Genomic DNA, 24,735 nt, shown 5'->3' with positions numbered 1-24,735 from the left:
GGCCTTAAAACATACATTGATTTTGCCTGCGTATTATGGTATACTTACGACTTGTGAGTAATGAACGCATGAACCATTGCTCCTTGCCCTTTTCCAAAAAGGGCCGCATAGTCCATAAGGAGGTGACAAACAGATGAGAAAGTACGAAATTATGTACATTATCCGCCCGAACATTGAGGATGAGGCGAAAAAAGTGCTTGTTGAGCGTTTTGATAATGTTTTAACATCCCAAGGTGCGGAAATCATCGAATCAAAAGAGTGGGGTAAACGCCGCTTTGCATACGAGATTAAGGACTTCCGTGATGGTTACTACCATATCATCAACGTGAATGCTGAACCGGCTGCGGTCCAGGAATTCGACCGCCTTGCAAAAATCAACGGCGATATTATCCGCCACATTGTTGTAAGAGAAGAAGAATAAGATTTGAATATACACACGTTTCACGTGAAACGGACTTTGAATAATGAGAGGGGTTGATTCTGATGTTGAACCGTGTTGTCCTCGTAGGCAGGCTGACAAGAGATCCAGACTTGCGCTATACGCCGAGCGGAGTAGCGGTTGCCACTTTTACTCTCGCTGTGAACCGGACGTTTACGAATCAGCAGGGGGAAAGGGAAGCCGATTTTATCAATTGTGTCGTTTGGAGAAAACAGGCTGAAAATGTGGCTAACTACTTGAAAAAAGGAAGTTTAGCAGGCGTTGACGGCCGCCTCCAGACACGCAATTATGAAGCCCAGGATGGCCGGCGCGTGTATGTGACTGAGGTGGTGGCAGACAGCGTCCAGTTCCTTGAACCGAGAAGCGTTAGTCAGGAACGCAGCAGCAGCCAGGATTACGGGAATAATCAGGGGAATCCATTTTCCGGTTACAACCAAAATCAGAATCAACGTAACCAAAATTATTCAAAGTTTGACGAAGATCCATTTTCAAATGATGGACAACCGATTGACATCTCGGATGATGATCTTCCATTTTAACAGGGGATTATGCCCCCGCTGAAATCAAATTAAAGGAGGGACATGAAAATGGCAGGTGGACGCAGAGGCGGACGTAAACGTCGTAAAGTATGCTACTTTACGGCAAACCATATTACCCACATTGACTATAAAGATGTGGATTTGCTGAAAAAGTTTATTTCTGAGCGCGGCAAAATTTTACCTCGCCGTGTAACAGGAACAAGCGCAAAATACCAGCGCAAATTGACCACTGCGATCAAACGTGCGCGCCAAATGGCGTTGCTCCCGTATGTCGCAGATGACAAATAATATGAATAAAACAAAATAAAACAATTGGATTCTTTCCTTTTGTGTTGAAAAAAGACATCCTGTAAAGGTTGTCTTTTTTCATTCCATAATCTTTTTGTTTCATGTGCCGGTTATGGTAAAATGAGGGGAAATGACAGGTTATTTTGAAGGGAGCATGCATGTGAAAAAAACAAAAATGCTGACTGAAGGGGCGATGCTTGCAGCGGTTTTTGGGGTATGCCTGCTGATCGCGCTTTATGTCCCGTTAATCCGGCTCGTCGCTATCATTTTTCTTGTGTTGCCTTTTATCATTTTTTGTTCCAAATACCCTTTGAAATATATTATTGTGTTTTCTGCCGTGTGTTTGCTCGTTTCTGCATTGATGGGAACTGTGGCTTCGCTGCCTGTTGCCGTTTTATTCGGAAGCACCGGTTTTGTAATGGGATACTGCATCCAACTGAAAAAGACCAAATTTTTTACATACGTTGCATCCAGCCTGATGTTTTTGACCGGTATGATTACCATCATGTTCTTTTCTTTAAAATTTTTTCACTTGAATATTATCGCGGAAAACTTAAAGACGATGCAGCAGTCTATCGAACAATCAAAAGCGATTTTATCGGCATTGGGACAAGAGTCTGCTTATAAGGAAAGATTCGCGCAAATGGCCGATTCCGTAAGTTTGGTTTATACGGTTTACTTGCCGAGCTTTCTTTTGCTGTCCGCCTTTATCATGGTTTTGATCTTGGTGGCAATCAATTTTCCGATTGCCAAACGCTTTGGTGTTCCTGCATCGAAATGGAACCCTTTTCGCGAATTGCGCCTGCCGAAAAATATTTTATGGTATTACATCATTGTCATGGCTGCATACTTGCTGATGCGCGCGGATACAAGCAGTTTTTTGGCAAAAGCGGTCCTTAATTTGATGCTGATATTTCAAATTCTTATCCTGCTGCAGGGATATTCCCTATTGAACTTTTTCAGTTATACAAAAAAATGGCCAAAAGGCATATTTGCTTTAGCGGTGATTTTATCGCTTATGTTCAGCCCGCTTCTTTATCTTGTCATGATATTCGGTATAATGGATTTAGGGTTTGATTTCAGGCAGATGATTCAAAGGTGATACATAGATTGAAAAAAAAGCCTTTTCTTAGTTTCTCTATATAGGAGCTGAAGATATGCCTTCTTACTACAATAAACGGTTAATGCGCTATCCGTTATACGGTTTAATTGCGGTGTCTTTGGTTCTGCTCGGCATCATATTCTTTTATTATTGGTGGATTACGGCAGCCGGCCTTCTCGTGCTCGGGGCGTTATTCTATTATGCCTTCTACGTGGAACAGAGGTCCAATGAGGAAATTGAGCAGTACATCTCTACCCTCTCCTACCGTGTCAAGCGTGTCGGGGAAGAGGCGCTGATGGAAATGCCGATTGGAATTATGCTTTATAATGAAGATTACATCATTGAATGGACGAACCCGTTCATGGCTTCCTGCTTTAATGAAGATACGCTTGTCGGGCGTTCCCTTTATGATGTCGCGGAAGTGCTCGTGCCTTTAATTAAGCAGGAAATGCATTCCGAGACGGTCAGCTTAAATGAAAGGAAGTACCGTGTCGTCCTCAAATTGGAAGAGCGCCTGCTTTACTTTTTTGATATTACCGAGCAGGCCGAAGTGGAACAATTATATGAAAATGAACGGACGGTCATTGCGATTATTTATTTGGACAACTACGATGAAGTCACCCAGGGAATGGATGACCAGTCCGTCAGCAGCCTGAACAGCCTTGTCACCTCTATTTTAAACAAATGGACGATGGAATTCGGTCTGTTTTTTAAACGGATCTCGTCCGATAAATTTATCGCTGTTTTCAATGAACGGATTTTGCATGAACTGGAAAATAATAAATTTGCGATTTTGGATGAAGTACGGGAAGCAACTTCCAAACAAAATGTTGCGCTGACGCTGAGCATCGGGGTGGGCGCAGGGGTCCCTTCCCTGCCAGAACTTGGGGAATTGGCGCAATCAAGTCTTGATATTGCACTCGGGCGCGGCGGAGACCAGGTTGCCATTAAACAGGCGAACGGAAAAGTAAAATTTTACGGCGGTAAAACGAATCCGGTCGAAAAACGGACAAGGGTCAGGGCCCGCGTCATTTCCCATGCATTAAGGGAGCTTATGATGGAGAGAGATAAGGTAATGATCATGGGCCATAAATTTCCGGATATGGATGCTGTTGGCGCAGCGATCGGCATCCGCAAAGTCGCTGAAATCAACCAAAAAGAAGGCTATATCATTTTAAATCTGAATGAAATCGATACTAGCGTCAAGCGGCTTCTCGATGAAATCAAACAATACCCGGAGCTGTATGCGCGTTTCATTACACCGGAAGAAGCGCTTGAAATGGCGACCGACGATACGCTGCTTGTCGTGGTGGATACGCATAAGCCTTCACTCGTCATAGACGAAAGACTTGTCAGGCGGATTGAAAATGTCGTTGTCATTGACCACCATCGCCGCGGGGAAGATTTTATCAAAAATCCGCTGCTTGTCTACATGGAACCGTATGCTTCTTCCACGTCCGAGCTCGTAACGGAATTAATGGAGTACCAGCCGAAAAATGGAAAAATCAATATGCTTGAAGCAACTGCCCTTCTTGCTGGTATAATAGTGGATACTAAAAGTTTTACACTGCGGACGGGATCGAGGACGTTTGATGCGGCATCGTACCTGCGCGCACAAGGCGCCGACACTGTCCTTGTACAAAGATTTTTAAAAGAGGATCTGCGTTCGTATATCCAGCGTTCAAGGCTTGTCGAAACGGTGAGATTTCCGCTGAACGGCATTGCCATTGCAAAAGGAAAAGAAGATGCCATTTATTCGCCGGTTTTGATGGCGCAGGCTGCCGACACAATTTTAACGATGAATGGGGTCGATGCGTCCTTTGTTATTGGCCGGCGCAGCGAGGATGAAGTCGGGATCAGCGCAAGGTCACTCGGAAATGTCAATGTGCAGGTGATCATGGAAGCCATGAACGGCGGCGGACATCTTTCCAATGCGGCAACACAATTAAAAAATATTACTGTCGCCGAGGCGGAAAAACAACTGATCCAAGTGATCGAAGAGTATATGGAAGGGAGCCATCAGTCATGAAAGTCATTTTCCTGAAAGATGTAAAAGGCAAAGGAAAAAAAGGCGACATCAAAAATGTTGCAGACGGTTACGCCCATAATTATTTGTTTAAAACCGGGGCAGCAATTGAAGCGACACCGGCCAACTTAAAAAATATGGAAGCACACAAACGGAAAGAAGAAAAGCTTGCACAGCAGGAACTGGAAGAAGCAAAAAAACTAAAAGAAAAGCTTGAAAACCTGACCGTTGAACTAAAGGCAAAATCGGGTAAGGACGGGCGCCTGTTCGGTTCTGTTACAAGCAAACAAATTGCCGAACAGTTAAAGATGAGTTTTGGCATTAAAATTGACAAAAGGAAAATAGAATTGCCGGAAGCGATCCGCACATTGGGCTATACGAAAGTTCCGGTAAAACTGCATCATGACGTAACCGCAACGCTCAATGTCCATGTCTCCGAATAGAAACGTATTTTACCAGCTTCTTTTTGTCCGTCCGCGTGTTACAATAGATTTATGTGCAGAAAAATGTGGTCATTTTGTCGCGATCACATTTTTTCTATTTGGAAGGGAAAACCCAATTCCCCTAAAGGGTTTTTCATCAGGACGTTAAGCCGGCTAAACTGCCATCGCCTCTCCGGAACCCTTGTATTTACAGCAGGGGCCCGGATATATATTCGTTAAAATGGAGGGTTCAAAATGAATGAGTTGGCAGATCGCATTCCTCCCCAAAATATAGAGGCAGAACAAGCGGTGCTCGGTGCCATATTTTTGGAGCCTTCTGCATTTATTACGGCTTCGGAAATTTTGACGGCGGAAGATTTTTACCGGAACGCCCACCAAAAAATATTCCAGGTTTTTGTGAAGCTGAATGATGCCGGGAAGGCTGTCGATCTTGTGACGGTCGCGGAAGAATTATCCGCCACCCAGCAGCTGGAAGATGTGGGCGGTCTGTCGTACTTGAGCGAACTGGCGACAAGTGTCCCGACCGCAGCCAATATCGCCTATTATGCCCGGATTGTTGCCGAGAAATCTTTGCTGCGGCGGTTGATCCGGACGGCAACGAATATCGCCCAGGAAGGCTATACGCGGGAAGATAATGTCGATGAACTGCTCGATGAAGCCGAACGCAGCATTATGGAAGTCGCCCAGCACAAAAACGCCGGCGATTTTAAACATATTAAAGATGTACTAGTGAGCACGTATGACAATATTGAAATGCTCCATAACCGGAAAGGCGATGTCACTGGTATCCCGACTGGATTTTACGAGCTTGACCGGATGACGGCCGGTTTCCAGCGGAATGACCTGATTATCGTGGCGGCGCGCCCGTCTGTCGGGAAAACGGCATTTGCGCTAAATATTGCGCAAAATGTCGGAACGAAGACAGGGGAAAATGTTGCGATTTTCAGCCTTGAAATGGGTGCGGAACAGCTTGTGATGCGGATGCTTTGCGCGGAAGGAAATATCGATGCGCAGCGCCTCCGGACCGGTGCACTGACGGATGAAGACTGGCGGAAACTGACGATGGCAATGGGAAGCCTCTCCAATTCCGGCATTTATATTGACGATACGCCGGGTGTGAGGGTGAGCGAAATCCGCTCAAAATGCCGGCGGCTGAAACAGGAGCACGGGCTTGGCATGGTGGTCATTGACTATTTGCAGCTGATCCAGGGCAGTGCCCGTTCCCGTGAAAACCGGCAGCAGGAAGTTTCTGAGATTTCCAGATCGCTGAAAGCTTTGGCACGGGAACTTGAAGTGCCGGTCATTGCGCTTTCCCAGCTTTCCCGGAGCGTGGAGCAGCGCCAGGATAAGCGCCCGATGATGAGCGACATCCGCGAATCGGGGAGCATCGAGCAGGACGCCGATATTGTTGCCTTTCTTTACCGGGAAGACTACTATGAGCAGGATACCGAGAATAAAAATATCATTGAAATTATTATCGCTAAGCAGCGGAACGGCCCGGTCGGCACTGTCCAGCTCGCTTTCGTCAAAGAATATAATAAATTTGTAAATTTAGAGAGAAGATATGATGATGCCCCTGTCCCGGCATAGTTATTAGGCAAGGCAGCCCGAACCGTGGACGGGCTCCTTTTTATTTGCCGAATAGGATAATTTTACGAATAAAAATAACGATAAAATATATAAATGTTCGGGTTTTCGTTGACTGATGTATAATGAAACTGGTAAAATGGTGGATGAAAAGCATAATTTGCAAAAAATGCGGAGGTGCACACAATGTCGTCAGTTGTCGTGGTAGGAACACAATGGGGAGACGAAGGAAAAGGGAAAATTACCGACTTTCTCTCCGAAAATGCGGAAGTTGTTTCCCGTTACCAAGGCGGAAATAACGCGGGGCATACGATCCATTTCAATGGCGAAACGTATAAATTACATTTGATTCCGTCCGGGATTTTTTATAAAGATAAAATTTGTGTAATCGGAAACGGCGTGGTGGTGGATCCGAAAGCGCTTGTAGAAGAGCTTGATTATCTCCATGAGAAGGGGATTTCCACGGATAACCTGCGCATCAGCAACCGTGCGCATGTGATTCTTCCGTACCATATCAAATTGGACGGCCTCGAAGAAGAACGGAAAGGCAGCAATAAAATCGGCACAACGAAAAAAGGGATTGGTCCGGCTTATATGGATAAAGCGGCAAGGGTCGGCATCCGGATTGCCGATTTGCTCGATTACGATGAATTCAAAGAAAAATTAATCCGCAATCTGGAGGAAAAAAACCGGTTGTTTGAAAAAATTTATGAAACGGAAGGCTTCACTTTGGAAGAAATTTTGGAGCCTTATTACGAATATGGGCAGCATTTTAAACAATATGTCTGCGATACATCCGTAGTCTTAAATGATGCCCTGGATGACGGCAAACGTGTGCTTTTTGAAGGCGCCCAGGGGGTTATGCTCGACATTGACCAGGGGACTTATCCGTTTGTAACGTCTTCCAATCCGATTGCCGGCGGGGTGACGATCGGTTCCGGCGTTGGCCCGTCTAAAATCAACCATGTTGTCGGGATTGCAAAAGCATATACGACCCGGGTCGGAGACGGTCCATTCCCGACAGAGCTGCTCGATGCGACCGGGGACAGGATCCGGGAGGTCGGCCATGAATACGGCACCACAACCGGAAGAGCACGCAGGGTCGGCTGGTTCGACAGCGTCGTTGTCCGCCATGCGAGAAGGGTTAGCGGCCTGACAGACTTATCCGTGAACCTGCTCGACGTACTGACAGGTATTGAAACATTGAAAATTTGTGTCGCCTACCGTTATAAAGGGGAAATCCTTGAAGAGTTCCCGGCAAGCTTAAAAGTGCTGTCCGAATGCGAACCGGTTTACGAAGAACTGCCAGGTTGGACGGAAGATATCACCGGCTGCCGTTCACTGGACGAACTGCCTGAAAATGCCCGCCACTACCTGGAGCGCATTTCCCAGCTGACTGGTGTTCCACTCTCCATATTTTCAGTCGGCCCGGACCGCCTGCAAACGATTGTGGTACAAAGTGTTTGGCGCGTTTAATGAAAGGCGTTGTTTTTGGAGCTCCGCGGATCGGAGCTTTCACATACTAAATATTGTGGGTAATCAAAAAGTGCTGCTAGGACCGGCAGCACTTTTTTGATCGGTGATGAACAGATTGGTGTGAATGTTTGGTTGCATTTAAATTACATTTATCTAAAAAATTTGTAGAAATATGTTGCAATGTAAAATAAAGTTATGGTAATATTACATTTGTTGTTACAAAAAAACATCAATGGTCCCGTAGTGTAGCGGTTATCACGCCTGCCTGTCACGCAGGAGATCGCGGGTTCGATTCCCGTCGGGACCGCCATTTTTTCATTACATATCGATCACGGTTACATATCGATCACGGTTTTCGGCTCGGTAGCTCAGTCGGTAGAGCAAAGGACTGAAAATCCTTGTGTCGGCGGTTCGATTCCGTCCCGAGCCATTTACTAAAAAGCACTGCGATGACTTTAGACTCTCGTAGTGCTTTTTTTAATGAATAGGCGTCTGTTTGGCGGCGATGAATTTCATTTTTATGCGGCCCGTATCGGGTGCTTTCCTTATTTTAAATGCGCGGTAAGTCTGCAATCCGATCCAAAAGTAAAGGACAAAGGGCATTTACAGGCGCTTTTGTTAAAGATTTCCATGCAGCGCAGTTTCAATACGATTGGACAATTTTTGTGGAAGTACGTTAAAATTGTAATAGTATGGCTTAAACAGCCGTCCTGTTTATGATATGAATATTTTTTATATAGAGCATTGATGCCTCTAGAAAGTCTAGAGGCATTCCTGTTAGCCCGCGCTTCACATGGCCGCGGGCAGAGTGGCCATACGATATTGTAATTTTTTAACATAAAGATGATAGACAATTGTAGATAGATATTTTCTTTTCTTACTGAGAAACGACGTTATTTTCATAAAGGAGTAAGGACGATGGATAAAAAAATCTTGGTCGTTGATGATGAAAAGCCGATTGCGGATATTTTACAGTTCAATTTAACGAAAGAAGGCTATACGGTTTACTGTGCCTATGACGGCGATGAAGCATTGGAAAAGGTTGAAGAAGTGCAGCCGGATTTAATCGTGCTGGATATTATGCTTCCGAAGCGGGACGGTATGGAAGTTTGCCGGGAAGTCAGGAAGAAATACGAAATGCCGATTATTATGGTAACGGCGAAAGACTCGGAAATTGATAAAGTGCTCGGCCTGGAGCTCGGCGCGGATGATTATGTCACGAAGCCTTTTAGCACCCGCGAATTGATTGCACGCGTGAAAGCCAATTTGCGCCGGCACCAGCAGTCCCCGCAGTCCCCGGCTGAAGAAGAGGAATCGAATGAAATTACAGTCGGTTCGCTCGTTATTCAACCGGATGCTTATGTTGTCTCAAAGCGCGGGGAAACCATTGAATTGACGCACCGCGAGTTTGAACTGCTCCACTATTTGGCAAAACATATCGGGCAGGTTATGACGCGCGAGCATCTACTTGAAACGGTATGGGGCTATGATTATTACGGCGATGTCCGTACAGTGGACGTAACAGTAAGGCGGCTCCGCGAAAAAGTGGAGGATAACCCGAGCCACCCCGAATGGATTGTAACAAGGCGGGGTGTAGGCTATTATTTACGTAACCCTGAACAGGAGTAAGTAAATGAGGAAAGTCAAATTTTTTCAATCTATCCACTTTAAGTTTGTCTTGATTTATATGCTGCTGATTATTGTGGCAATGGAGATCATCGGTGTCTATTTTATCAATAAGCTGGAAAACCAGCTCGAAACAAACTTCAAAAAGTCCATATACGATCAGGTCAATGTGCTCGAATACAGTATTGAGGATTTGCTGACGAAAAAGCAAAACCAGGCCGCGGACATCACTTCGGAAGTGAGAAAGGTTTTGGGTGATTTCAAAAGCACGGATGTTTCTGAAATCCGGCTGATTGATGCGCACAGCGGTGTGATTTTAGGCACTTCTTCCAACAACCAGAGCATTGTCGGCCAAAAAACAACGGAGGACATTGTTAAACGGGCCCGTGTAACCGGCCAGCAGGAAGACCAAATTTATATGGACAAGCAGACCGGCGAAAAGATGTGGGTGCTCGCTTCCCCGATTAAATCAAACGGTGAGGTGATTGGGTTTATTTACCTTGTCTCCAAAATTGAAACGGTCTACCGCCAAGTACAGGCGATCAACCAGATTTTTATGACGGGGACTGCAATTGCAATGCTGATTACAGCAGTTCTTGGGATTATTATTGCGCGTACCATTTCAAGGCCGCTTAGTGATATCCGCAAGCAGGCAATGGCGATGGCGCGGGGGAATTTTGCCCGGAAAGTTAAAGTAAAAGGGAATGATGAAATCGGGCAACTGGCCTATTCGTTTAACCACATGACGAAAAAGCTGCAGGAAGCCCAGGCGAGCACAGAAGGTGAAAGAAGAAAACTTGATTCCATCCTCACCCACATGACGGACGGCGTGATTGCGACTGACCGGAGAGGGCGGATCATTTTAATCAATGAGGCGGCTGCTGAGATGCTGGATGTTTCACGTGAAACGGTGCTTTCCCAGCCGCTCATTTCCGTGTTGAAAATAGAAAAAGAACACCGGTTTGAGGATTTATTAACGGAGCATGATTCCTTGATTCTCGATTTCAGTACGGATGAAGAGCCGTATATTTTGCGCGCAAACTTTTCGGTGATCCAAAATGAAGCCGGTTTTGTCAGCGGTCTGATCACGGTTCTGCACGATGTAACCGAACAGGAGAAAATCGACATGGAACGACGCGAATTTGTGGCCAATGTTTCGCATGAATTAAGGACGCCGCTGACGACGATGAGAAGCTATTTGGAAGCTTTGGCGGACGGGGCCTGGAAGGATGAAAAAATTGCACCCCAGTTTTTAAGTGTCACGCAAAATGAGACAGAGCGGATGATCCGGCTTGTGAACGACTTACTGAAACTGTCAAAAATGGACAGCAAAGACGAACATTTAAATAAAGAATGGGTCAATTTTGTGGAATTTTTCCACCATATTATCGACCGGTTTGAAATGGCAAAACAGCAGAACGTCACATTTAAACGCAAACTGCCGAAAGCGGAAATTTTTGTGGAAATCGATGAAGATAAAATGACGCAGGTTTTGTATAACATCATTTCCAATGCATTGAAATATTCACCTGAAGGCGGCCAAATTACGTTTAAGGTAAAAGAGCTGAATGAAAAAATAGAAGTCAGCATTTCCGACCAGGGTGTAGGCATACCGAAAGAAAACTTGAAGAAAATCTTCGAACGCTTTTACCGTGTTGATAAAGCACGCAGCCGCAAGCTTGGGGGAACGGGGCTCGGGCTTGCGATCGCCAAAGAAATGGTGAAAATGCACGGGGGAAACATTTGGGCAAGCAGCAAAGAAGGGAAAGGCACAACCATTTACTTTACCCTTCCTTATGAACCTGCGCAAGAGGATGAGTGGCTATGAATCTTGAAAAAGCAAAAACCTTCATATTGACGTTGCTCGTGCTCTTCAGTGTTTTTTTAACGTGGATGATTTGGAACAATCAGCCGAATTATGATTGGCTGAATTTAAAGGACTTGGACAATATCGCGATTGCCAAAGAAAAAAAGGTATCCGATGTCGTCCTCCCCGTGAAGATCCTCTACCATGAAAATAGCCTGACAACCGGGACAGTCCATGACGGCGAGATTTCACGGGTCATGAATCTGCTCAAAACCTGGACTTTCGATATGAGCAGTTCACGCCTCCTGCCGAAAAAAGATCTTTACGGCTTAATGTCCGGCAAAAACAGGATTGAACTGGATTTTCCGAATCCCGTCCCGTTCAGCGTGTACCAAAACGTGTTGAATTTTGCCAACAAAAAAATACCGAATGGCAATTTTGACCATATTGTCGTGGAACTGAACAAGGGAACAAAAAATTTAAACCATGTTTACTTTATTTCTCTGGTATCGAATAAGGTGTATGAGGCCAGTACGGACCAAAAAGCGATCCAAGTTTTTATCGCCAAATTAAATGAGAATCATGATTTGTACAAGCCTTATGAAGAATTTTCCCTGTCCGGTTCGAGAAAAGTGTATTTGCCTGCCGGAAACCCGGTGATGAACCAATATAAATACGCAACAACGGAAATAGATATTGATAAATTTAAAAAAGCGCTGTTTGTGGACCCGAATTTTGTGAAAAGAGTGGCGGGTGAATATACGAATGGGATCAGCCTTTTGAGGACGGATGAATCGAATAAAGTCTTAACATACGTGAACCCCGGGGAAAATATCGGGTACAGTATGGATCCGAACCATCTTTTAACGCGGGCAATTGATTTTATCAACCAGCACAGCGGATGGACGGACCAATATCAATATTTCGAAATGAACGAGAAGGAAAATAAAGTCGTTTTCCGTCTCTTTAAAGACGGGTATCCCGTTTTTAACAATGACGGCATGGCGGAGATCCAGGAATATCAGGGAAAAAATGAAATTTATAAATATGTCCGTCCATATTACGCCCTATCGCTGAATCTGCCGATTAAATCCGCTGCTGTCCAGCTTGCTTCGGCCAGGAATGTGATCGCCCAATTACAGAAAGACCCTTCCATTCAAATGGATAAAGTGACGGATATTGCTGCCGGCTACCGTCTTATCAAAGAAGAGGGGAATGAAGGGATCGTTTCATTAAAACCTGCCTGGTATTATTGCTATAATGGGACTTGGAGAATGGTAGGGGGGGATGAAGATGGATTGGAGTAAGACGAAAACAATTTTTATCCTTGTTTTCCTGATCCTCGATCTATTTCTTTCCTACCAGTTGTATCAAAAACACGTGAAAAACCAGTTGGAAGTCATCGACCCAACCGGTGAACAAAGCTTGAAAGCTGCCAATATTACATATGTCGATCTGCCGAAAGGAAAAGAAAAGCGGCCTTATATCAGCGCCGAAGAAAAAGTTTTTACTACGAAAGACATTAAAAAATTGAAGAACCAACAGGCGAAAATTGTCAGCCGGAATAAAATCAGTGCTGCTTTTGACAAGCCGGTGAAGCTCGGCAAAAAAGTGGAGGCGAACCAATTGGAGGCGGTTGTGCGGGAAAATATGCTTTACGGCAGCCGCTATAAACTTTGGAATTACGATCAAGACCTGAACCAGGCTGTCTTTTATGAAACGTATAACGGCAAAATGATTTTTAACAATAAAAGCGCACAATTGACGGTATATTTGGATGATCAGAATGAAATCGTGTCTTATGACCAGACGTATTTAACCAATATAAAAAAATATCGGGAAGAAGAAGAAACTTTGTCGGCGATAAAGGCACTTGAAGCCCTGTACAAGAAAGGCATGCTGAAGCCGAACAGCAAAGTAACGAAAGCGGAACTCGGATACTATACAAGGGTGCCCGAGCTGCAGGTACTGGTGCCGACATGGCATTTTACTGTAGAGCATGATAATGAAACCGAGCACCTGTTTGTCAATGCCTTTGAAGGACAAGTCAATCAGCTGGAGAATGATCAATAATATTGGGGAGGATAACATGTCAATGCAATTTAGCGTACTCGCAAGCGGAAGTACGGGCAATGCAGTATATGTAGAAACAGAACAGCATGCCTTTTTAGTGGACGCAGGCCTGAGCGGAAAGCAAATGGAGCAGCTTTTCCGGCAAATCGGCCGAAATATTGCGGATTTAAGCGGGATTCTTGTCACGCACGAACACAGCGACCATATTAAAGGAATCGGGGTGCTGGCGCGGAAATACCAGCTCCCGATTTATGCAAATGATAAAACATGGTCGGCCATGGAAGGCATGATTGGAGAGATTCCAACCGACCTGAAGTTTTCTTTCGGCATGGAGTCTGTCCAATCGTTCGGGAGCCTGCAGATTGAATCATTCGGCGTTTCCCATGATGCCATCCAGCCGATGTTTTATATTTTCCATGAAAACGGAAAAAAATTAGTCATTATCACGGATACCGGGTATGTCAGCGATCGCATGAAGGGCACGATTGCAAATGCGGATGTCTTTATTTTCGAAAGCAACCACGATGTTGAAATGCTCAGGATGGGGCGGTACCCGTGGAGCGTCAAACAGCGCATTTTGAGCGATGTCGGTCATGTGTCCAATGAGGATGCCGCCCTTGCAATGAGCGAAGTAATCGGCGACCGCACAAAACGTATATACCTGGCCCATTTAAGCAAAGATAACAACATGAAAGAACTTGCGCGTATGGCTGTATCCCAAACTCTCCAGCAGCAGGGCTTGGCAGTCGGCGAAGCATTTGAGTTATACGATACGGACCCGAAAATCCCGACAAATTTAACTGCTGTGTAAAAGCAAAGAGTTTGAAAATCGCCTGATTTGGAAATACAATACGTGTCAGGGAAGTTTTCTTTTTATTTAGACGAAAAAGCAAATGATTTTTTAGTAATTTTTAATAATCGGCACTTATAATGAAATCAAGAATATTGGAGAGTCGGCGGCTAAAGCGGGGTGGTTTTACAGAAACGCTTGCGCTGCCCTTTCCTTTCAGATTTTTCTCACCTTTACAGAAAGGATGGTGCGCAATGGGATATTATGATGACGATCAAAACGGTCAAATGAGATCAAATGAGAGAGGGCGACGCGGAGCCAAATTCGGCTATTTTCTCTCCAGTTTAATCGGCGTCATTGTCGGGGCATTAATTGTAGCGCTCCTTTTCCCGAGCATTTTAGGGAAAACTGGGACGGAAACAGATTCCGCATCTGTTGAATCAAATTCTGCAGCGAATACAAGCACTGCCACGCCGACCACTTCAAAATCGGTATCCCTGAAAGTCACAACGGATATTACGAAAGCTGTCTCAAACGCGGAAAAAGCTGTTGTCGGCGTAACGAATATCCAAAAACAGAGTATTTGGTCAAACCAGGATTTTTACGGCCAGGATTCGAGTTCTTCCTCTTCCTCTTCCCAAGAAGCAGGATCCGGTTCAGGGATTATTTATAAAAAATCCGGGGATAAGGCATATGTGGTCACGAATTACCACGTCATTGAAGGGGCCAATTCTTTAGAGGTAACATTGTACAACGGCAAAAAGCTTTCCGCCAAATTAGTTGGCGGCGATAAATGGACCGACCTGGCTGTGCTTGAAATTGACGGCAGCAACGTGACAACGGTTGCCCAATTCGGCGATTCGGATGCATTAAAACTTGGGGAAACGGTCATCGCGATCGGGAACCCGCTTGGTGAAGAATTTGCTGGATCAGTGACGCAAGGAATCGTATCCGGGCTTAACCGCACTGTCCCAGTTGATATAGATGAAGACGGAACGGAAGATTGGCAGGAAGAAGTCATTCAAACCGATGCCGCGATCAACCCTGGGAACAGCGGTGGTGCTTTAATCAATATTTCCGGCCAGGTTGTCGGCATCAACTCAATGAAAATTTCAAATGAGTCTGTTGAAGGGATCGGTTTTGCGATTCCGATCAATTCGGCGAAAACGGTCATCAACCAATTGGAAACAAAAGGTAAAATTGTCCGCCCGGCGTTGGGAGTTGGAATTGAAAATGTCTCTGATATTTCGGCTTACCAGCAGCAGGAAACATTAAAACTGCCGAGCAATGTTACAACCGGTGTTGTAATTGGAGCAGTCCAGAACGGCTCCCCAGCCGATAAAGCGGGCCTGAAAGAGTTTGATGTCATCTATAAATTGGACGGCCATAAGATCGACAACATCATTGGATTGAGGAAATACTTGTATGAACATAAACAGCCTGGAGATAAGATGAGCGTCACCGTGTACCGGAACGGGCAATCGAAAACATTTACATTGACGTTAGCGACAGCTTCAGGATCCAACTAATAGAATGGGGAGGAAAGGCGAAATGCTTTTCCTTCCTTTTTTGGGATCATGTAGTGGGTTTCCTGTGTGGATAAGTAAAATAAGGCAATGAGGCCAGGATAAAGGGGCCATTTTTGAAGAAAAATGGTAAGGAAATAATAATATTTGTTGAAATTGCTCGAAAAAAAGAATATTAACAGCCTGTGAACAGCGAAAAATGATGGAATATATCTTGTATGGAACGGGTATTCCCACACAAAATGTGGATAGTTTTTGTGAATATGTGGATAACTTATGTCAATAGCTTGTGGGTAAGGTGGGGGTAAGTTGTGAATATCTCGATTCTTTCAGTAGGAAAATTGAAAGAAAAATATTTAAAACAAGGGATTGGAGAGTATTTGAAAAGGCTTTCTGCTTATGCAAAAGTGGACATCATCGAAGTTCCGGATGAAAAAGCGCCAGAAGTGTTGAGCGAAGCCGAGATGGAAATTGTGAAACAAAAAGAAGGCGAAAGGATTCTCGCCAAAATCAGCCCGGATACCTATGTGATCACGCTTGCGATCGAGGGTAAAATGAAAACATCGGAAGAATTGGCGGATATGATTGATCATTTGGCGACATACGGCAAAAGCAAAATCACTTTTGTCATCGGCGGCAGCCTTGGCTTAAGCCGTGAAGTCATGCAGCGGGGCAACGAAAGCCTCTCCTTTTCCAAAATGACCTTCCCGCACCAGTTGATGCGCTTGATTTTACTGGAACAGATCTACCGCGCGTTCCGGATTATCAGGAATGAACCGTACCATAAGTAACGTCGATAATGGGACGATGCAGGTTGTAGCGTAAACCAAAGCCTTAACCATTTTAAGAAGTTGAGTTAAGGATTTGGTTTTTTGTGTTTCTCGGTCTTTGCAAAAGACTTCTTCCTCATATTTCCATTGTCAAATTGTTTATCATTATTCTAAAGAATTATAATAAAATATGATATTATTATATTAAGACTCATAAAGCGTTTTCCCGGGTTGCACCTGCCATTTGTGTAACGGGAAGGAGCGCCTGGATCATATTGCAAATACAGGGGATAAGGAGAAGGTTATCATGAGTAACAGACAGGAAAAAACAGACGCTATCTTAATTGGTGCCGGAATCATGAGCGCGACTTTAGGAACATTGTTGAAGGAGTTAGCACCGGAATGGGAAATCACAGTGTTTGAGAAACTCGCAAACCCAGGGGAAGAAAGCTCAAACGAATGGAATAATGCGGGTACGGGCCATTCTGCGCTGTGCGAACTCAACTATACACCCGAGAAATCTGACGGATCTGTAGATATTCGCAAGGCTGTAAAAATTAATGAACAGTTTCAGCTTTCAAGACAGTTTTGGTCTTATCTTGTAAACAGCAAGCTGATCAGTAATCCGCGGGACTTTATCAGGCCAATTCCTCATATGAGTTTAGTTCAAGGGGAAAAAAATGTTACTTTTTTAAAAAAACGTTTTAAAGCGCTGTCAAGCCATCCCCTGTTTAAAGGGATGGAATTTTCAGATGACCCGGAAAAACTGAAGGAATGGATTCCGCTTATCATGGAAGGCCGTACATTGAATGAACCGATAGCGGCAACAAAAATCGATTTCGGGACTGATGTCAATTTTGGCGCTTTAACACGCATGTTGTTTGACCACTTAAAGAATACAAACGTCGAGGTCAACTACAAGCACATCGTGAAGGATATTAAGCGTACCCGCGAAGGCTTGTGGGAAGTGAAAGTGCATGATATCAAAAACGGTAAAATCGAATACCACACTGCAAAATTCGTCTTTATCGGTGCTGGGGGCGGAAGTCTGCCTTTACTGCAAAAAACCGGTATTCCTGAATCAAAACATATTGGAGGGTTCCCGGTAAGCGGATTATTTATGGTATGCAAAAATCCGGAAGTTGTAGCGCGGCATCATGCAAAAGTATACGGTAAAGCGAAGGTCGGTGCTCCTCCAATGTCGGTTCCGCATCTTGATACAAGATATATTGATCATAAAAAATCGTTGCTGTTTGGGCCTTTTGCCGGCTTCTCGCCAAAGTTCTTAAAAACAGGTTCAAATTTTGATTTATTAGGTTCTGTAAAACCGAATAATGTTTTCACGATGTTAGCGTCAGGTGCAAAAAACGTCCCATTGATAAAATACCTGATCCAGCAGCTTTTGTTATCAAATGAAAAGCGTCTGGAAACGTTACGGGAGTTTATCCCGAACGCCAAACTTGAGGACTGGGATATCGTGGTAGCCGGCCAACGAGTACAAGTGATCAAAGATACTGAGGCTGGCGGTAAAGGAACACTACAATTTGGTACGGAAGTTGTCACTGCCGCTGATGGATCGGTAGCTGCATTGCTTGGTGCTTCTCCGGGTGCTTCGACTGCTGTTCACGTGATGCTTGAGGTAATCGAAAAATGTTTCCCGCAACATATGAAAGCGTGGGAACCGAAAATAAAAGAAATGATTCCTTCTTATGGCGTGTCACTGGCGGAAAATCCGGAGCTTCTTCAAGAAATTCGTACTACGACAGCACAGACGCTTGGCCTGAGCGAAAAAGAACCGGTTTATCATTAATGCTTTGGATGCGGAACAAAGGGACTGAACGAAAAAGTTAAACAATTTTTCTTCAATGGACAATTGTTTCTACTTAAAGAATTGGAATAGAACATCATTGAAAATAAAACATAGAACCATTGATCAATCTTTGGATTGAAGGTTCTTTTTTCAATATTCGCAGTTAGAGAGGCTTCCGGAATCATATAATAAATGTAATGGCGAATGGATTTACTCTCTGCAGCTTATTCTTAAGTCAGTGTACAAAGCCCAAGCAATGACATTGACGAAAGTATCATTTCGATAGTATGTTTGGCCTGTTTTTTCAATAAATTAAAAAATGTTTTGGCTTTTCCGTAAAATTGTTTAAAGTAAATAGGGCTTGCTGAATGAATCAGATGCAAGCCAAAATTCGGTTATCAAAAGACAAAATAGTGTTTTGTAAAAACTTCAAAAAAAGAACTCTGAGCTTTCGCTCCAGGTTCATGATGAGAAATTGGAGAGCTACAACTGTTTCACTTGTCTCCTGAAGGCGTGCTCGAATAAGGTCCAGCCCGTATTTACGCTTGCCTTCACCAAATTTGCCTTCAACGGCATTACATTCAGAAAAGGTGCCCCCTTTCTTGGTTTTTTAGTTTTGGTTAAACTCAATTATACCAAAGGATGGGGCCCTTTTTTTATTTTAAATTACAATTTTACTTTCGTAATTGGGATCATATTTCTTTTTTACCCTTGCTGCAATCACCATGGCGGCTGTTCCTGTGTGAGACAAATCCGATAAAATCAATTGGAATATATTGATTTTTATATTCAGATTCAGTAAAATAAAGATGTTGCTAAAATAATGAATATTTCTTATCAAGAGTGGTGGAGGGACTGGCCCAATGAAACCCGACAACCAGCATTTTTAAATGTATGGTGTTAATTCCAGCAGATATCCATCTGTAAAGATAAGAAAACAACAACATACTCGAAAAGAGTAAAGTCGTTTTCTTATGCGGGAAACGGCCTTTTTTGTGTCTGCTGGATGGGAAAAGAAAGGAGGGAGGTGAAATTCGGAATATTCGACAAAGCAACATTTTTATCTCTACATATCTGGTTTGTTGAGTGCATGAGCACGGATTCCACCTAGTGTCTGCATTTTGCAGTCCAGGCTGTTCAACTGCTATATGGGATTTTGCCAAAAGGAGGGATGAGATGGACTGGACCGTTATACAGCAAAGCATGCCTATATTTATTAAGGGATTCTGGCTGACTTTGCGGCTTTCGTTTTTCGGCATTCTTGGTGCGGCCGTTGCAGGCTTGTTGTGCAGTTTTGTTCAGTATTTTAAGGTTCCGGTATTGCGGCAGATCGTTTCGGCTTATGTAGAATTGTCGCGGAACACGCCATTATTGATTCAGTTATTTTTCCTTTATTACGGTCTGCCGCAGGTCGGGATAAAATTTCCCGCTGAAATCTGCGGGATTATCGGCCTTATTTTTCTGGGGGGCAGTTATATGGCTGAAGGGTTTTCCGGCGGACTGAACGGCGTGCCGAAAACACAGGTTGAGTCAGGGCTCGCGATTGGGCTGAACCAGTTTCAGCTGGCACGCTATATCGTTTTTCCCCAGGGATTGATGCTCAGCGTCCCTGCGTTTGCCGCAAACGTCATTTTTTTAATCAAGGAAACTTCCATTTTTACAGTCCTTGCCATTCCGGAATTGACCAATACGGCACTTGACTTAATCGGTATGTACTACCACACAAACGAGTACTTGTCATTGCTCGTGCTGGCGTATGCTGTCATTTTAATTCCGCTGTCCATCATACTGACATGGTTAGAAAAGAAGGTGCGTTATGGGACATTCGGGAATTAATATCTTCTTTGAAGGAGCCAACTTTATACGGTTATTGGGCGGATTATATGTCTCGGCTAAAATTGCCCTTTTGGCCATTCTCTTTGGCGGTGTGCTTGGCATTGTTTTAGGGGTCTTGCGGACATTGCATAATCCGCTGCTGAGGATGATTCTGCGGCTGTATTTGGAATTTTTCCGCATTGTGCCGACCATTGTACTGCTGTTTTTGTTTTATTATATTCTGCCGCAAAGCTTTAACATTAATTTCAAGGCAGATACGGTCGGGACACTCGTATTCAGTTTATGGATGGCTGCTGAAATGAGCGATATCGTCCGCGGTGCGTTGATTTCCGTTCCCCGGCACCAAGTTGAAGCCGGAAAAGCAATCGGTTTAAATCCATTTCAGCTCTACCGGTACATCCTTCTGCCGCAATCGGTCCACTTGATGATTCCGGCTACCATTAATCTAATGACCAGAATTATTAAAACGACCTCCCTGCTGCTGTTGATCAGCGTGGTGGATGTCATCAATGTCGGGCAGCAGATTATTGAAGCCAACAGCCACCGTTATCAGGACGGCGCTTTCTGGGTTTACGGTTTTATTTTTATTTTATATTTTATTTTATGCTATCCGCTTTCCCGTCTGGCAAGGCGATTAGAGAGGAGGGGCAAGGTAGGAGCAAATGGCTGAACCTTTACTGAAAGTAGAACATTTACAGAAATCTTACGGCAATAAACGCGTGCTGGAGGACATCAGTTTTGAAGTCGATGAAGGCAGCGTCGTCGTCCTTTTGGGTCCGTCCGGGTCGGGAAAAAGCACATTGATCCGATGCTTAAACGGGCTTGAAGTATTTCAATCCGGATCGATTGTTTTCAACGGGGAAACCGTTCAGTCGTCGCAGAAAAACTGGCGCCGGCTGCGGCAGCAGATCGGGATGGTTTTCCAAAGCTATGATTTATTTCCGAATATGACGGTGATGGAAAATATCCTCCTTGGCCCGATGAAGGTCCAAAAGCGGAAGAAAGACGAAGCCGCTCGGCAGGCATTAAGCCTGTTGAAAGAAGTTGGGATGGAACAGTATGCAGAGGCTTATCCGCGCGAATTGTCCGGCGGGCAGAAACAGCGGGTGGCGATTGTCCGCGCGCTTGAACTGAATCCGAGACTGATGCTCTTTGATGAGGTCACCGCATCGCTTGACCCGGAGATGGTCCGCGGCGTTCTCGAAATCATTCTACGTTTAGCCAAAGAAAATATGACGATGATCGTCGTCACGCATGAAATGAATTTTGCCCGGCAAATTGGTGATAAAATCCTGTTTCTTGAGGACGGAAAAATTCTCGAGCAAACACCGGGCAGCCAATTTTTTGCCAGACCGCAGACAGACCGGGCAAAAAAATTCCTGGAAAGCATGGATTTCTAGAATATTTGTATCTCAGCTAGGAGGTAAGATTATGAAAAAGCATCGTTCATTGGTATCAGGTTTAATCTCATCTTTTGTACTGATATTGGTATTGGCGCTTGCAGGCTGCGGCAACAGTTCAGGCAGTTCATCAAGCAGCAACCCGTCCAGTGTATCCGCCATTAAGAAAAACGGCACGATTAAGATTGCCGTTTTCGGTGATCTTCCGCCTTACGGATGGGTGGATAAAAACGGGAACCGGACCGGTTATGATGTAGCACTGGCCCGGCAAATTGCCAAAGATTTAAACGTGAAAGTGAAATTTGTGCAAGTGAATGCCAACAACCGCGTTGATGCATTGAAATCCAACAAAGTCGATCTTGTATTGGCCAATTTCACCGTAACGCCTGAACGGAAGCAGGTTGTGGACTTCGCCAATCCGTACATGAAAGTCTCGATTGGCGTTGTTTCGCCTAAGAAAAATCCGATTACCAATGTGAACCAATTGAAAGGCAAATCTTTGATTGTAAACAAAGGGACAACGGCGGAAAACTATTTTACCAGCAAATATAAAGATATCTCTTTGCAAAAATATGATTCAAAAACAGAGCAGTTCAATGCGCTGAAAAATGGCCGGGCAGCGGCATTGGCGGATGATAACTCTTATCTGTATGCTTGGGTGAAAAATCATCCGGACTATACGGTCGGGATTAAAACGCTTGGGCCGAACCAGTATATTGCCCCTGCGGTGAAGAAAGGAAATCAATCGCTTCTGAAATGGGTCAATAAGGAAATTACGAAATTAAACCATAATGGCTTCTTTAAAAAGGATTACAACGAGAATTTGAAACCGTATTTCGGCAGCGACATCACAGCAGAAGATATTATTATCACAAAATAAGAAAAAACGGGCGTATGATTCATGCGCCCGTTTTTTCCTGCTTAGCGACACGGGAAAGGATAAACTGCTGCTTGTACCATTCGCGGGTCTTGGCGTCTGGATATACATAAGTTTTATGGACATACGGGGAAGTCATGGCCGTCAGCACTGCCCCGTAGTTCATGTAAAACCTTACTTCATCCCCCGGTTTAAGGATGGCATCTTTTGTATCGAGGATGATATGGTCGCTGCTGGATCCGAGGATTTCAAACGGTTGGACAGGGGTAAGGCCCGGCACGAGCACATCATGCCGCCCTGCCCCAACAATCGTCCTCCGCCTGTTTCCCCTGTCTTGGAAGGAAACCCGTTCCCCAAACGCATTTTTTCCAATCATCCCGTATGGCACGGATGGTTTGATTTTGGATTCAATGACTTCTGCAACGAAACAAAACGCATCCTGGTATAAAGACGGGATGGCACGCCCACCTGATGTTTCCCGGCCCAGTAAAATCGATTCCCCGAGCCGGATGTTATTGACGGCGCCGGCATCTTTCGTTTTCATCACCCAGTTGTAGTTGGCGGAATTGCCTCCGGAAACATAAGGAAGTTTGAGGGAAAACAGCTCCTGCATGGCACGCACAAAGCGGGAAAACTCCCTCATTTTTTGTTCTGTCGGCAGCACGCCTCCAAAGCAGGCGAAGTTTGTGCCGATCCCTGCTATTTCGATATCGGGATATTTCAGCACTTCGTGGATCATGGCAGGGGCATCTTTTAATAAAATGCCTTCCCTCAAATCCCCCATTTCCACCATTAAAATGATTTTGTGCTTTTTCTTCTGCCTTGCCGCTTCTGCCGACAACGCCCGGATGACATCGAGTTCCGTATTCATGCTGGTGTCTGCGTATTGAACGGTTTTTTCCACTTCACTGATGCCGGGGGAGCGCAATAAGATCAGGTCCGCTTTGATGCCGGCTCTTTTCAATTTTATGATATTGGCAATTTTTGAGTCTGCCAGGCTCGTAATGCCGCATTCCACCAAAGCAGCGGCAATCTTCAAGTCGGCAGCAACCCCTTTTACAACGCCTGTAACATCGATTCCTTTCCTTCCGTATATTTTTTTTAATGTTTTTGCATTGTGTTTGATTTTTTCAAGATTGATTTCTACCCGCGGCAAAAGCACCATCAGGAAACCACTGCCTTCTTCAGGGAAGGGAAGAAATCGATAATGGCATCAATCATTTTATCCGTGCCGGTTTTTAACACATCGGAAACAGGAAGATGGTATGTTTCTTCATATTCACGGATCGTCTCTTCCAGTTCGCCGTCTGTCATGCTTTCATGGTTCAGAGTAATCCCGATGACTTTTGTTTTTCCAAAGTGTTCAATCAAGCTGATTTCATCTTCTACTTTCGGCACTTCAGCAAACGGGAAATCTGACAAAATTTTCCTTTTTGGGGCATGCTGCAAAATAACAGCTTGCGGCCTTGCACCTTTTAAAATGCCGACCGAGCTCGCATATGCGGGGTGGCTGAGCGCCCCCTGCCCTTCCACAATGATGATGTCCGGATGCTCGTTTTTATTGGCTCTTAGGACTTCACGCTCCAACTCGCCAATCAAAAACTGCAGCGGAAAAGCATCCATGGCGAAGCCGTATTGGGCCCCCTGGATCAAGCCGGTTTGGCCGGTTGCAATAAAGGCCGGTTTATAGCCTTTTTCTCTGAATCCCCTTTCAAGGAATTTCGCGGTAGTCCGCTTGCCGCAGGCGCCGTCTGTGCCCAGCACCGCAACAACAGGCGTATTGATGTTTAATATTTCACCCGTAAACAAGGTCCACTCTTTTTTCGGCCTCGGTTTGCGGATGTCCCGGATGGTTACCCCGCATTCCCGTGCGCAGGCCATCATTTCTTCATCATCCGTCAAAAATTCCTGAAGCGGGTTGATGATGTTTAATCCGGCTTTCATTGCCTCGATAATGACTTCTCTTTCTTCCGGTTTCAAAAAGGCGTTTGTCGGCGCAATGCCGAAAATGAAATCATCCGGTGTTTGTCCTGAATGGAGAAGTGCATCTTCCAGGTCTTTGCAAATCGGGATGCTGTTAAACTTGTTGTCGAGATATCGCCCGGCATCCTGCCCCTGTTTGCTGCTGTCAATGACGGCGGTAATGATATAATTGCCGGGTTCGCGGATCAGCCCGTTCGCTGTTTTTCCGTCTGTTGTGCCAAATTGATTTTCGCAATAAACAATTGCCCGTTTTTTCATTGCCATCCCTCCATATATTGAAATTCAGGCAACATAAAAAAGAACACCTAATGGCTTCAAATAGTAAAAATACTAAAGA

At 44.7% G+C, this 24,735-nt stretch carries 22 protein-coding genes, 2 tRNA genes, 1 pseudogene and 1 riboswitch; of the genes and pseudogenes, 22 read left to right on the top strand and 3 right to left on the bottom strand.

The genetic code is table 11. The annotated features are described in order from the left end of the window. Positions 1 to 133 precede the first annotated feature (133 nt). The 18 genes from rpsF to GBH70_RS11720 all read left to right on the top strand — a co-directional run bounded on the left by rpsF (position 134) and on the right by GBH70_RS11720 (position 18,302). Positions 134 to 421: a 30S ribosomal protein S6 gene (gene rpsF / locus GBH70_RS11805; protein ID WP_151681237.1), complete on the top strand. Its 288-nt coding sequence runs from the start codon at positions 134 to 136 to the stop codon at positions 419 to 421. A 62-nt stretch (positions 422 to 483) separates the two neighbouring features. Beyond that, positions 484 to 978, top strand: a complete 495-nt coding sequence (gene ssb, locus GBH70_RS11800; protein WP_151681236.1) for a single-stranded DNA-binding protein — start codon at positions 484 to 486, stop codon at positions 976 to 978. A 48-nt stretch (positions 979 to 1,026) separates the two neighbouring features. Continuing rightward, positions 1,027 to 1,266, top strand: coding sequence for a 30S ribosomal protein S18 (gene rpsR, locus GBH70_RS11795; protein WP_151681235.1), 240 nt, complete (start codon positions 1,027 to 1,029; stop codon positions 1,264 to 1,266). 160 nt (positions 1,267 to 1,426) lie between these two features. Continuing rightward, positions 1,427 to 2,368: a YybS family protein gene (locus GBH70_RS11790; protein WP_151681234.1), complete on the top strand. Its 942-nt coding sequence runs from the start codon at positions 1,427 to 1,429 to the stop codon at positions 2,366 to 2,368. A 55-nt stretch (positions 2,369 to 2,423) separates the two neighbouring features. Beyond that, positions 2,424 to 4,397: a DHH family phosphoesterase gene (locus GBH70_RS11785; RefSeq protein ID WP_151681233.1), complete on the top strand. Its 1,974-nt coding sequence runs from the start codon at positions 2,424 to 2,426 to the stop codon at positions 4,395 to 4,397. After that, positions 4,394 to 4,837, top strand: a complete 444-nt coding sequence (rplI, locus tag GBH70_RS11780) for a 50S ribosomal protein L9 (RefSeq protein WP_151681232.1) — start codon at positions 4,394 to 4,396, stop codon at positions 4,835 to 4,837. The genes GBH70_RS11785 and rplI overlap by 4 nt, the downstream gene beginning before the upstream one ends. 234 nt (positions 4,838 to 5,071) lie before the next feature. Continuing rightward, a complete protein-coding gene (dnaB, locus tag GBH70_RS11775) occupies positions 5,072 to 6,427 on the top strand; it encodes a replicative DNA helicase (protein ID WP_151681231.1) in 1,356 nt (451 codons plus the stop codon). Positions 6,428 to 6,610: 183 nt separating this feature from the next. Beyond that, a complete protein-coding gene (locus GBH70_RS11770; protein WP_151681230.1) occupies positions 6,611 to 7,900 on the top strand; it encodes an adenylosuccinate synthase in 1,290 nt (429 codons plus the stop codon). Between the two features lie 234 nt (positions 7,901 to 8,134). Beyond that, a tRNA-Asp gene (locus GBH70_RS11765) sits at positions 8,135 to 8,210 on the top strand. Positions 8,211 to 8,257: 47 nt separating this feature from the next. After that, positions 8,258 to 8,330, top strand: a tRNA-Phe gene (locus GBH70_RS11760). A 488-nt stretch (positions 8,331 to 8,818) separates the two neighbouring features. Then, complete coding sequence (yycF, locus tag GBH70_RS11755) at positions 8,819 to 9,529, top strand: response regulator YycF (RefSeq protein WP_151681229.1); 711 nt, start codon at positions 8,819 to 8,821, stop codon at positions 9,527 to 9,529. A 4-nt stretch (positions 9,530 to 9,533) separates the two neighbouring features. Beyond that, positions 9,534 to 11,354: a cell wall metabolism sensor histidine kinase WalK gene (gene walK, locus GBH70_RS11750; RefSeq protein WP_151681228.1), complete on the top strand. Its 1,821-nt coding sequence runs from the start codon at positions 9,534 to 9,536 to the stop codon at positions 11,352 to 11,354. Further along, entirely contained in the window at positions 11,351 to 12,640 is a 1,290-nt protein-coding gene (locus tag GBH70_RS11745; RefSeq protein ID WP_151681227.1) for a YycH family regulatory protein, read from the top strand. The genes walK and GBH70_RS11745 overlap by 4 nt, the downstream gene beginning before the upstream one ends. After that, complete coding sequence (locus tag GBH70_RS11740; protein ID WP_151681226.1) at positions 12,627 to 13,406, top strand: two-component system regulatory protein YycI; 780 nt, start codon at positions 12,627 to 12,629, stop codon at positions 13,404 to 13,406. The genes GBH70_RS11745 and GBH70_RS11740 overlap by 14 nt, the downstream gene beginning before the upstream one ends. 16 nt (positions 13,407 to 13,422) lie before the next feature. Next, on the top strand, positions 13,423 to 14,217 hold the full coding sequence (yycJ, locus tag GBH70_RS11735) for an exodeoxyribonuclease YycJ (RefSeq protein WP_151681225.1): 795 nt from the start codon (positions 13,423 to 13,425) through the stop codon (positions 14,215 to 14,217). Between the two features lie 233 nt (positions 14,218 to 14,450). Beyond that, on the top strand, positions 14,451 to 15,725 hold the full coding sequence (locus GBH70_RS11730) for a S1C family serine protease (RefSeq protein ID WP_151681224.1): 1,275 nt from the start codon (positions 14,451 to 14,453) through the stop codon (positions 15,723 to 15,725). 308 nt (positions 15,726 to 16,033) lie between these two features. Continuing rightward, a complete protein-coding gene (rlmH, locus tag GBH70_RS11725; protein WP_151681223.1) occupies positions 16,034 to 16,513 on the top strand; it encodes a 23S rRNA (pseudouridine(1915)-N(3))-methyltransferase RlmH in 480 nt (159 codons plus the stop codon). 286 nt (positions 16,514 to 16,799) lie between these two features. Further along, a complete protein-coding gene (locus GBH70_RS11720) occupies positions 16,800 to 18,302 on the top strand; it encodes a malate:quinone oxidoreductase (RefSeq protein ID WP_151681222.1) in 1,503 nt (500 codons plus the stop codon). A gap of 373 nt (positions 18,303 to 18,675) precedes the next feature. On the opposite strand, the pseudogene GBH70_RS11715 reads toward GBH70_RS11720, so the two are convergent. Beyond that, positions 18,676 to 18,885 (bottom strand): annotated as a pseudogene (locus GBH70_RS11715) (transposase); the annotation flags it as partial. Positions 18,886 to 19,133: 248 nt separating this feature from the next. After that, a riboswitch (SAM riboswitch) is annotated at positions 19,134 to 19,238 on the top strand. A 240-nt stretch (positions 19,239 to 19,478) separates the two neighbouring features. On the opposite strand from GBH70_RS11715, the gene GBH70_RS11710 reads away from it, so the two are divergent. Genes GBH70_RS11710 through GBH70_RS11695 form a run of 4 tightly spaced genes read left to right on the top strand, consistent with a single transcriptional unit; the run spans position 19,479 to position 22,418 of the window. Next, positions 19,479 to 20,138: an amino acid ABC transporter permease gene (locus GBH70_RS11710; protein WP_151681221.1), complete on the top strand. Its 660-nt coding sequence runs from the start codon at positions 19,479 to 19,481 to the stop codon at positions 20,136 to 20,138. Continuing rightward, the gene (locus GBH70_RS11705) at positions 20,119 to 20,808 is read left to right on the top strand and encodes an amino acid ABC transporter permease (protein WP_151681220.1); all 690 of its coding nucleotides are present in this window, start codon (positions 20,119 to 20,121) and stop codon (positions 20,806 to 20,808) included. The genes GBH70_RS11710 and GBH70_RS11705 overlap by 20 nt, the downstream gene beginning before the upstream one ends. Then, on the top strand, positions 20,801 to 21,538 hold the full coding sequence (locus GBH70_RS11700; RefSeq protein WP_151681219.1) for an amino acid ABC transporter ATP-binding protein: 738 nt from the start codon (positions 20,801 to 20,803) through the stop codon (positions 21,536 to 21,538). Before GBH70_RS11705 ends, GBH70_RS11700 begins: the two co-directional genes overlap by 8 nt. 31 nt (positions 21,539 to 21,569) lie before the next feature. Further along, complete coding sequence (locus GBH70_RS11695; protein WP_151681218.1) at positions 21,570 to 22,418, top strand: cysteine ABC transporter substrate-binding protein; 849 nt, start codon at positions 21,570 to 21,572, stop codon at positions 22,416 to 22,418. A gap of 19 nt (positions 22,419 to 22,437) precedes the next feature. Here the strand turns inward: GBH70_RS11695 and GBH70_RS11690 are convergent, their stop codons facing one another. Together GBH70_RS11690 and GBH70_RS11685 are read right to left on the bottom strand one after the other, a co-directional pair. After that, positions 22,438 to 23,580 (bottom strand): alanine/ornithine racemase family PLP-dependent enzyme, encoded by a 1,143-nt coding sequence (locus GBH70_RS11690; protein ID WP_151681217.1) that lies wholly within the window; start codon positions 23,578 to 23,580, stop codon positions 22,438 to 22,440. Beyond that, complete coding sequence (locus GBH70_RS11685; protein WP_151681216.1) at positions 23,580 to 24,656, bottom strand: N-acetyltransferase DgcN family protein; 1,077 nt, start codon at positions 24,654 to 24,656, stop codon at positions 23,580 to 23,582. Before GBH70_RS11685 ends, GBH70_RS11690 begins: the two co-directional genes overlap by 1 nt. Between the last annotated feature and the right edge of the window lie 79 nt (positions 24,657 to 24,735).

Source organism: Weizmannia acidilactici, assembly GCF_008974225.1.
Taxonomy (GTDB): domain Bacteria; phylum Bacillota; class Bacilli; order Bacillales; family Bacillaceae_C; genus Weizmannia; species Weizmannia acidilactici.
Note: the sequence above shows the minus strand (reverse complement) of the source record. Positions and strands in the feature narration are given on the sequence as shown.

Bases quoted from the DNA above. Each gene is read 5' to 3' on its own strand.
- rpsF (WP_151681237.1), top strand. From the start codon at position 134: ATGAGAAAGTACGAAATTATGTACATTATCCGCCCGAACATTGAGGAT.
- ssb (WP_151681236.1), top strand. From the start codon at position 484: ATGTTGAACCGTGTTGTCCTCGTAGGCAGGCTGACAAGAGATCCAGAC.
- rpsR (WP_151681235.1), top strand. From the start codon at position 1,027: ATGGCAGGTGGACGCAGAGGCGGACGTAAACGTCGTAAAGTATGCTAC.
- GBH70_RS11785 (WP_151681233.1), top strand. From the start codon at position 2,424: ATGCCTTCTTACTACAATAAACGGTTAATGCGCTATCCGTTATACGGT.
- rplI (WP_151681232.1), top strand. From the start codon at position 4,394: ATGAAAGTCATTTTCCTGAAAGATGTAAAAGGCAAAGGAAAAAAAGGC.
- dnaB (WP_151681231.1), top strand. From the start codon at position 5,072: ATGAATGAGTTGGCAGATCGCATTCCTCCCCAAAATATAGAGGCAGAA.
- GBH70_RS11770 (WP_151681230.1), top strand. From the start codon at position 6,611: ATGTCGTCAGTTGTCGTGGTAGGAACACAATGGGGAGACGAAGGAAAA.
- yycF (WP_151681229.1), top strand. From the start codon at position 8,819: ATGGATAAAAAAATCTTGGTCGTTGATGATGAAAAGCCGATTGCGGAT.
- walK (WP_151681228.1), top strand. From the start codon at position 9,534: ATGAGGAAAGTCAAATTTTTTCAATCTATCCACTTTAAGTTTGTCTTG.
- GBH70_RS11745 (WP_151681227.1), top strand. From the start codon at position 11,351: ATGAATCTTGAAAAAGCAAAAACCTTCATATTGACGTTGCTCGTGCTC.
- GBH70_RS11740 (WP_151681226.1), top strand. From the start codon at position 12,627: ATGGATTGGAGTAAGACGAAAACAATTTTTATCCTTGTTTTCCTGATC.
- yycJ (WP_151681225.1), top strand. From the start codon at position 13,423: ATGTCAATGCAATTTAGCGTACTCGCAAGCGGAAGTACGGGCAATGCA.
- GBH70_RS11730 (WP_151681224.1), top strand. From the start codon at position 14,451: ATGGGATATTATGATGACGATCAAAACGGTCAAATGAGATCAAATGAG.
- GBH70_RS11720 (WP_151681222.1), top strand. From the start codon at position 16,800: ATGAGTAACAGACAGGAAAAAACAGACGCTATCTTAATTGGTGCCGGA.
- GBH70_RS11710 (WP_151681221.1), top strand. From the start codon at position 19,479: ATGGACTGGACCGTTATACAGCAAAGCATGCCTATATTTATTAAGGGA.
- GBH70_RS11705 (WP_151681220.1), top strand. From the start codon at position 20,119: ATGGGACATTCGGGAATTAATATCTTCTTTGAAGGAGCCAACTTTATA.
- GBH70_RS11700 (WP_151681219.1), top strand. From the start codon at position 20,801: ATGGCTGAACCTTTACTGAAAGTAGAACATTTACAGAAATCTTACGGC.
- GBH70_RS11695 (WP_151681218.1), top strand. From the start codon at position 21,570: ATGAAAAAGCATCGTTCATTGGTATCAGGTTTAATCTCATCTTTTGTA.
- GBH70_RS11690 (WP_151681217.1), bottom strand. From the start codon at position 23,580: ATGGTGCTTTTGCCGCGGGTAGAAATCAATCTTGAAAAAATCAAACAC.
- GBH70_RS11685 (WP_151681216.1), bottom strand. From the start codon at position 24,656: ATGAAAAAACGGGCAATTGTTTATTGCGAAAATCAATTTGGCACAACA.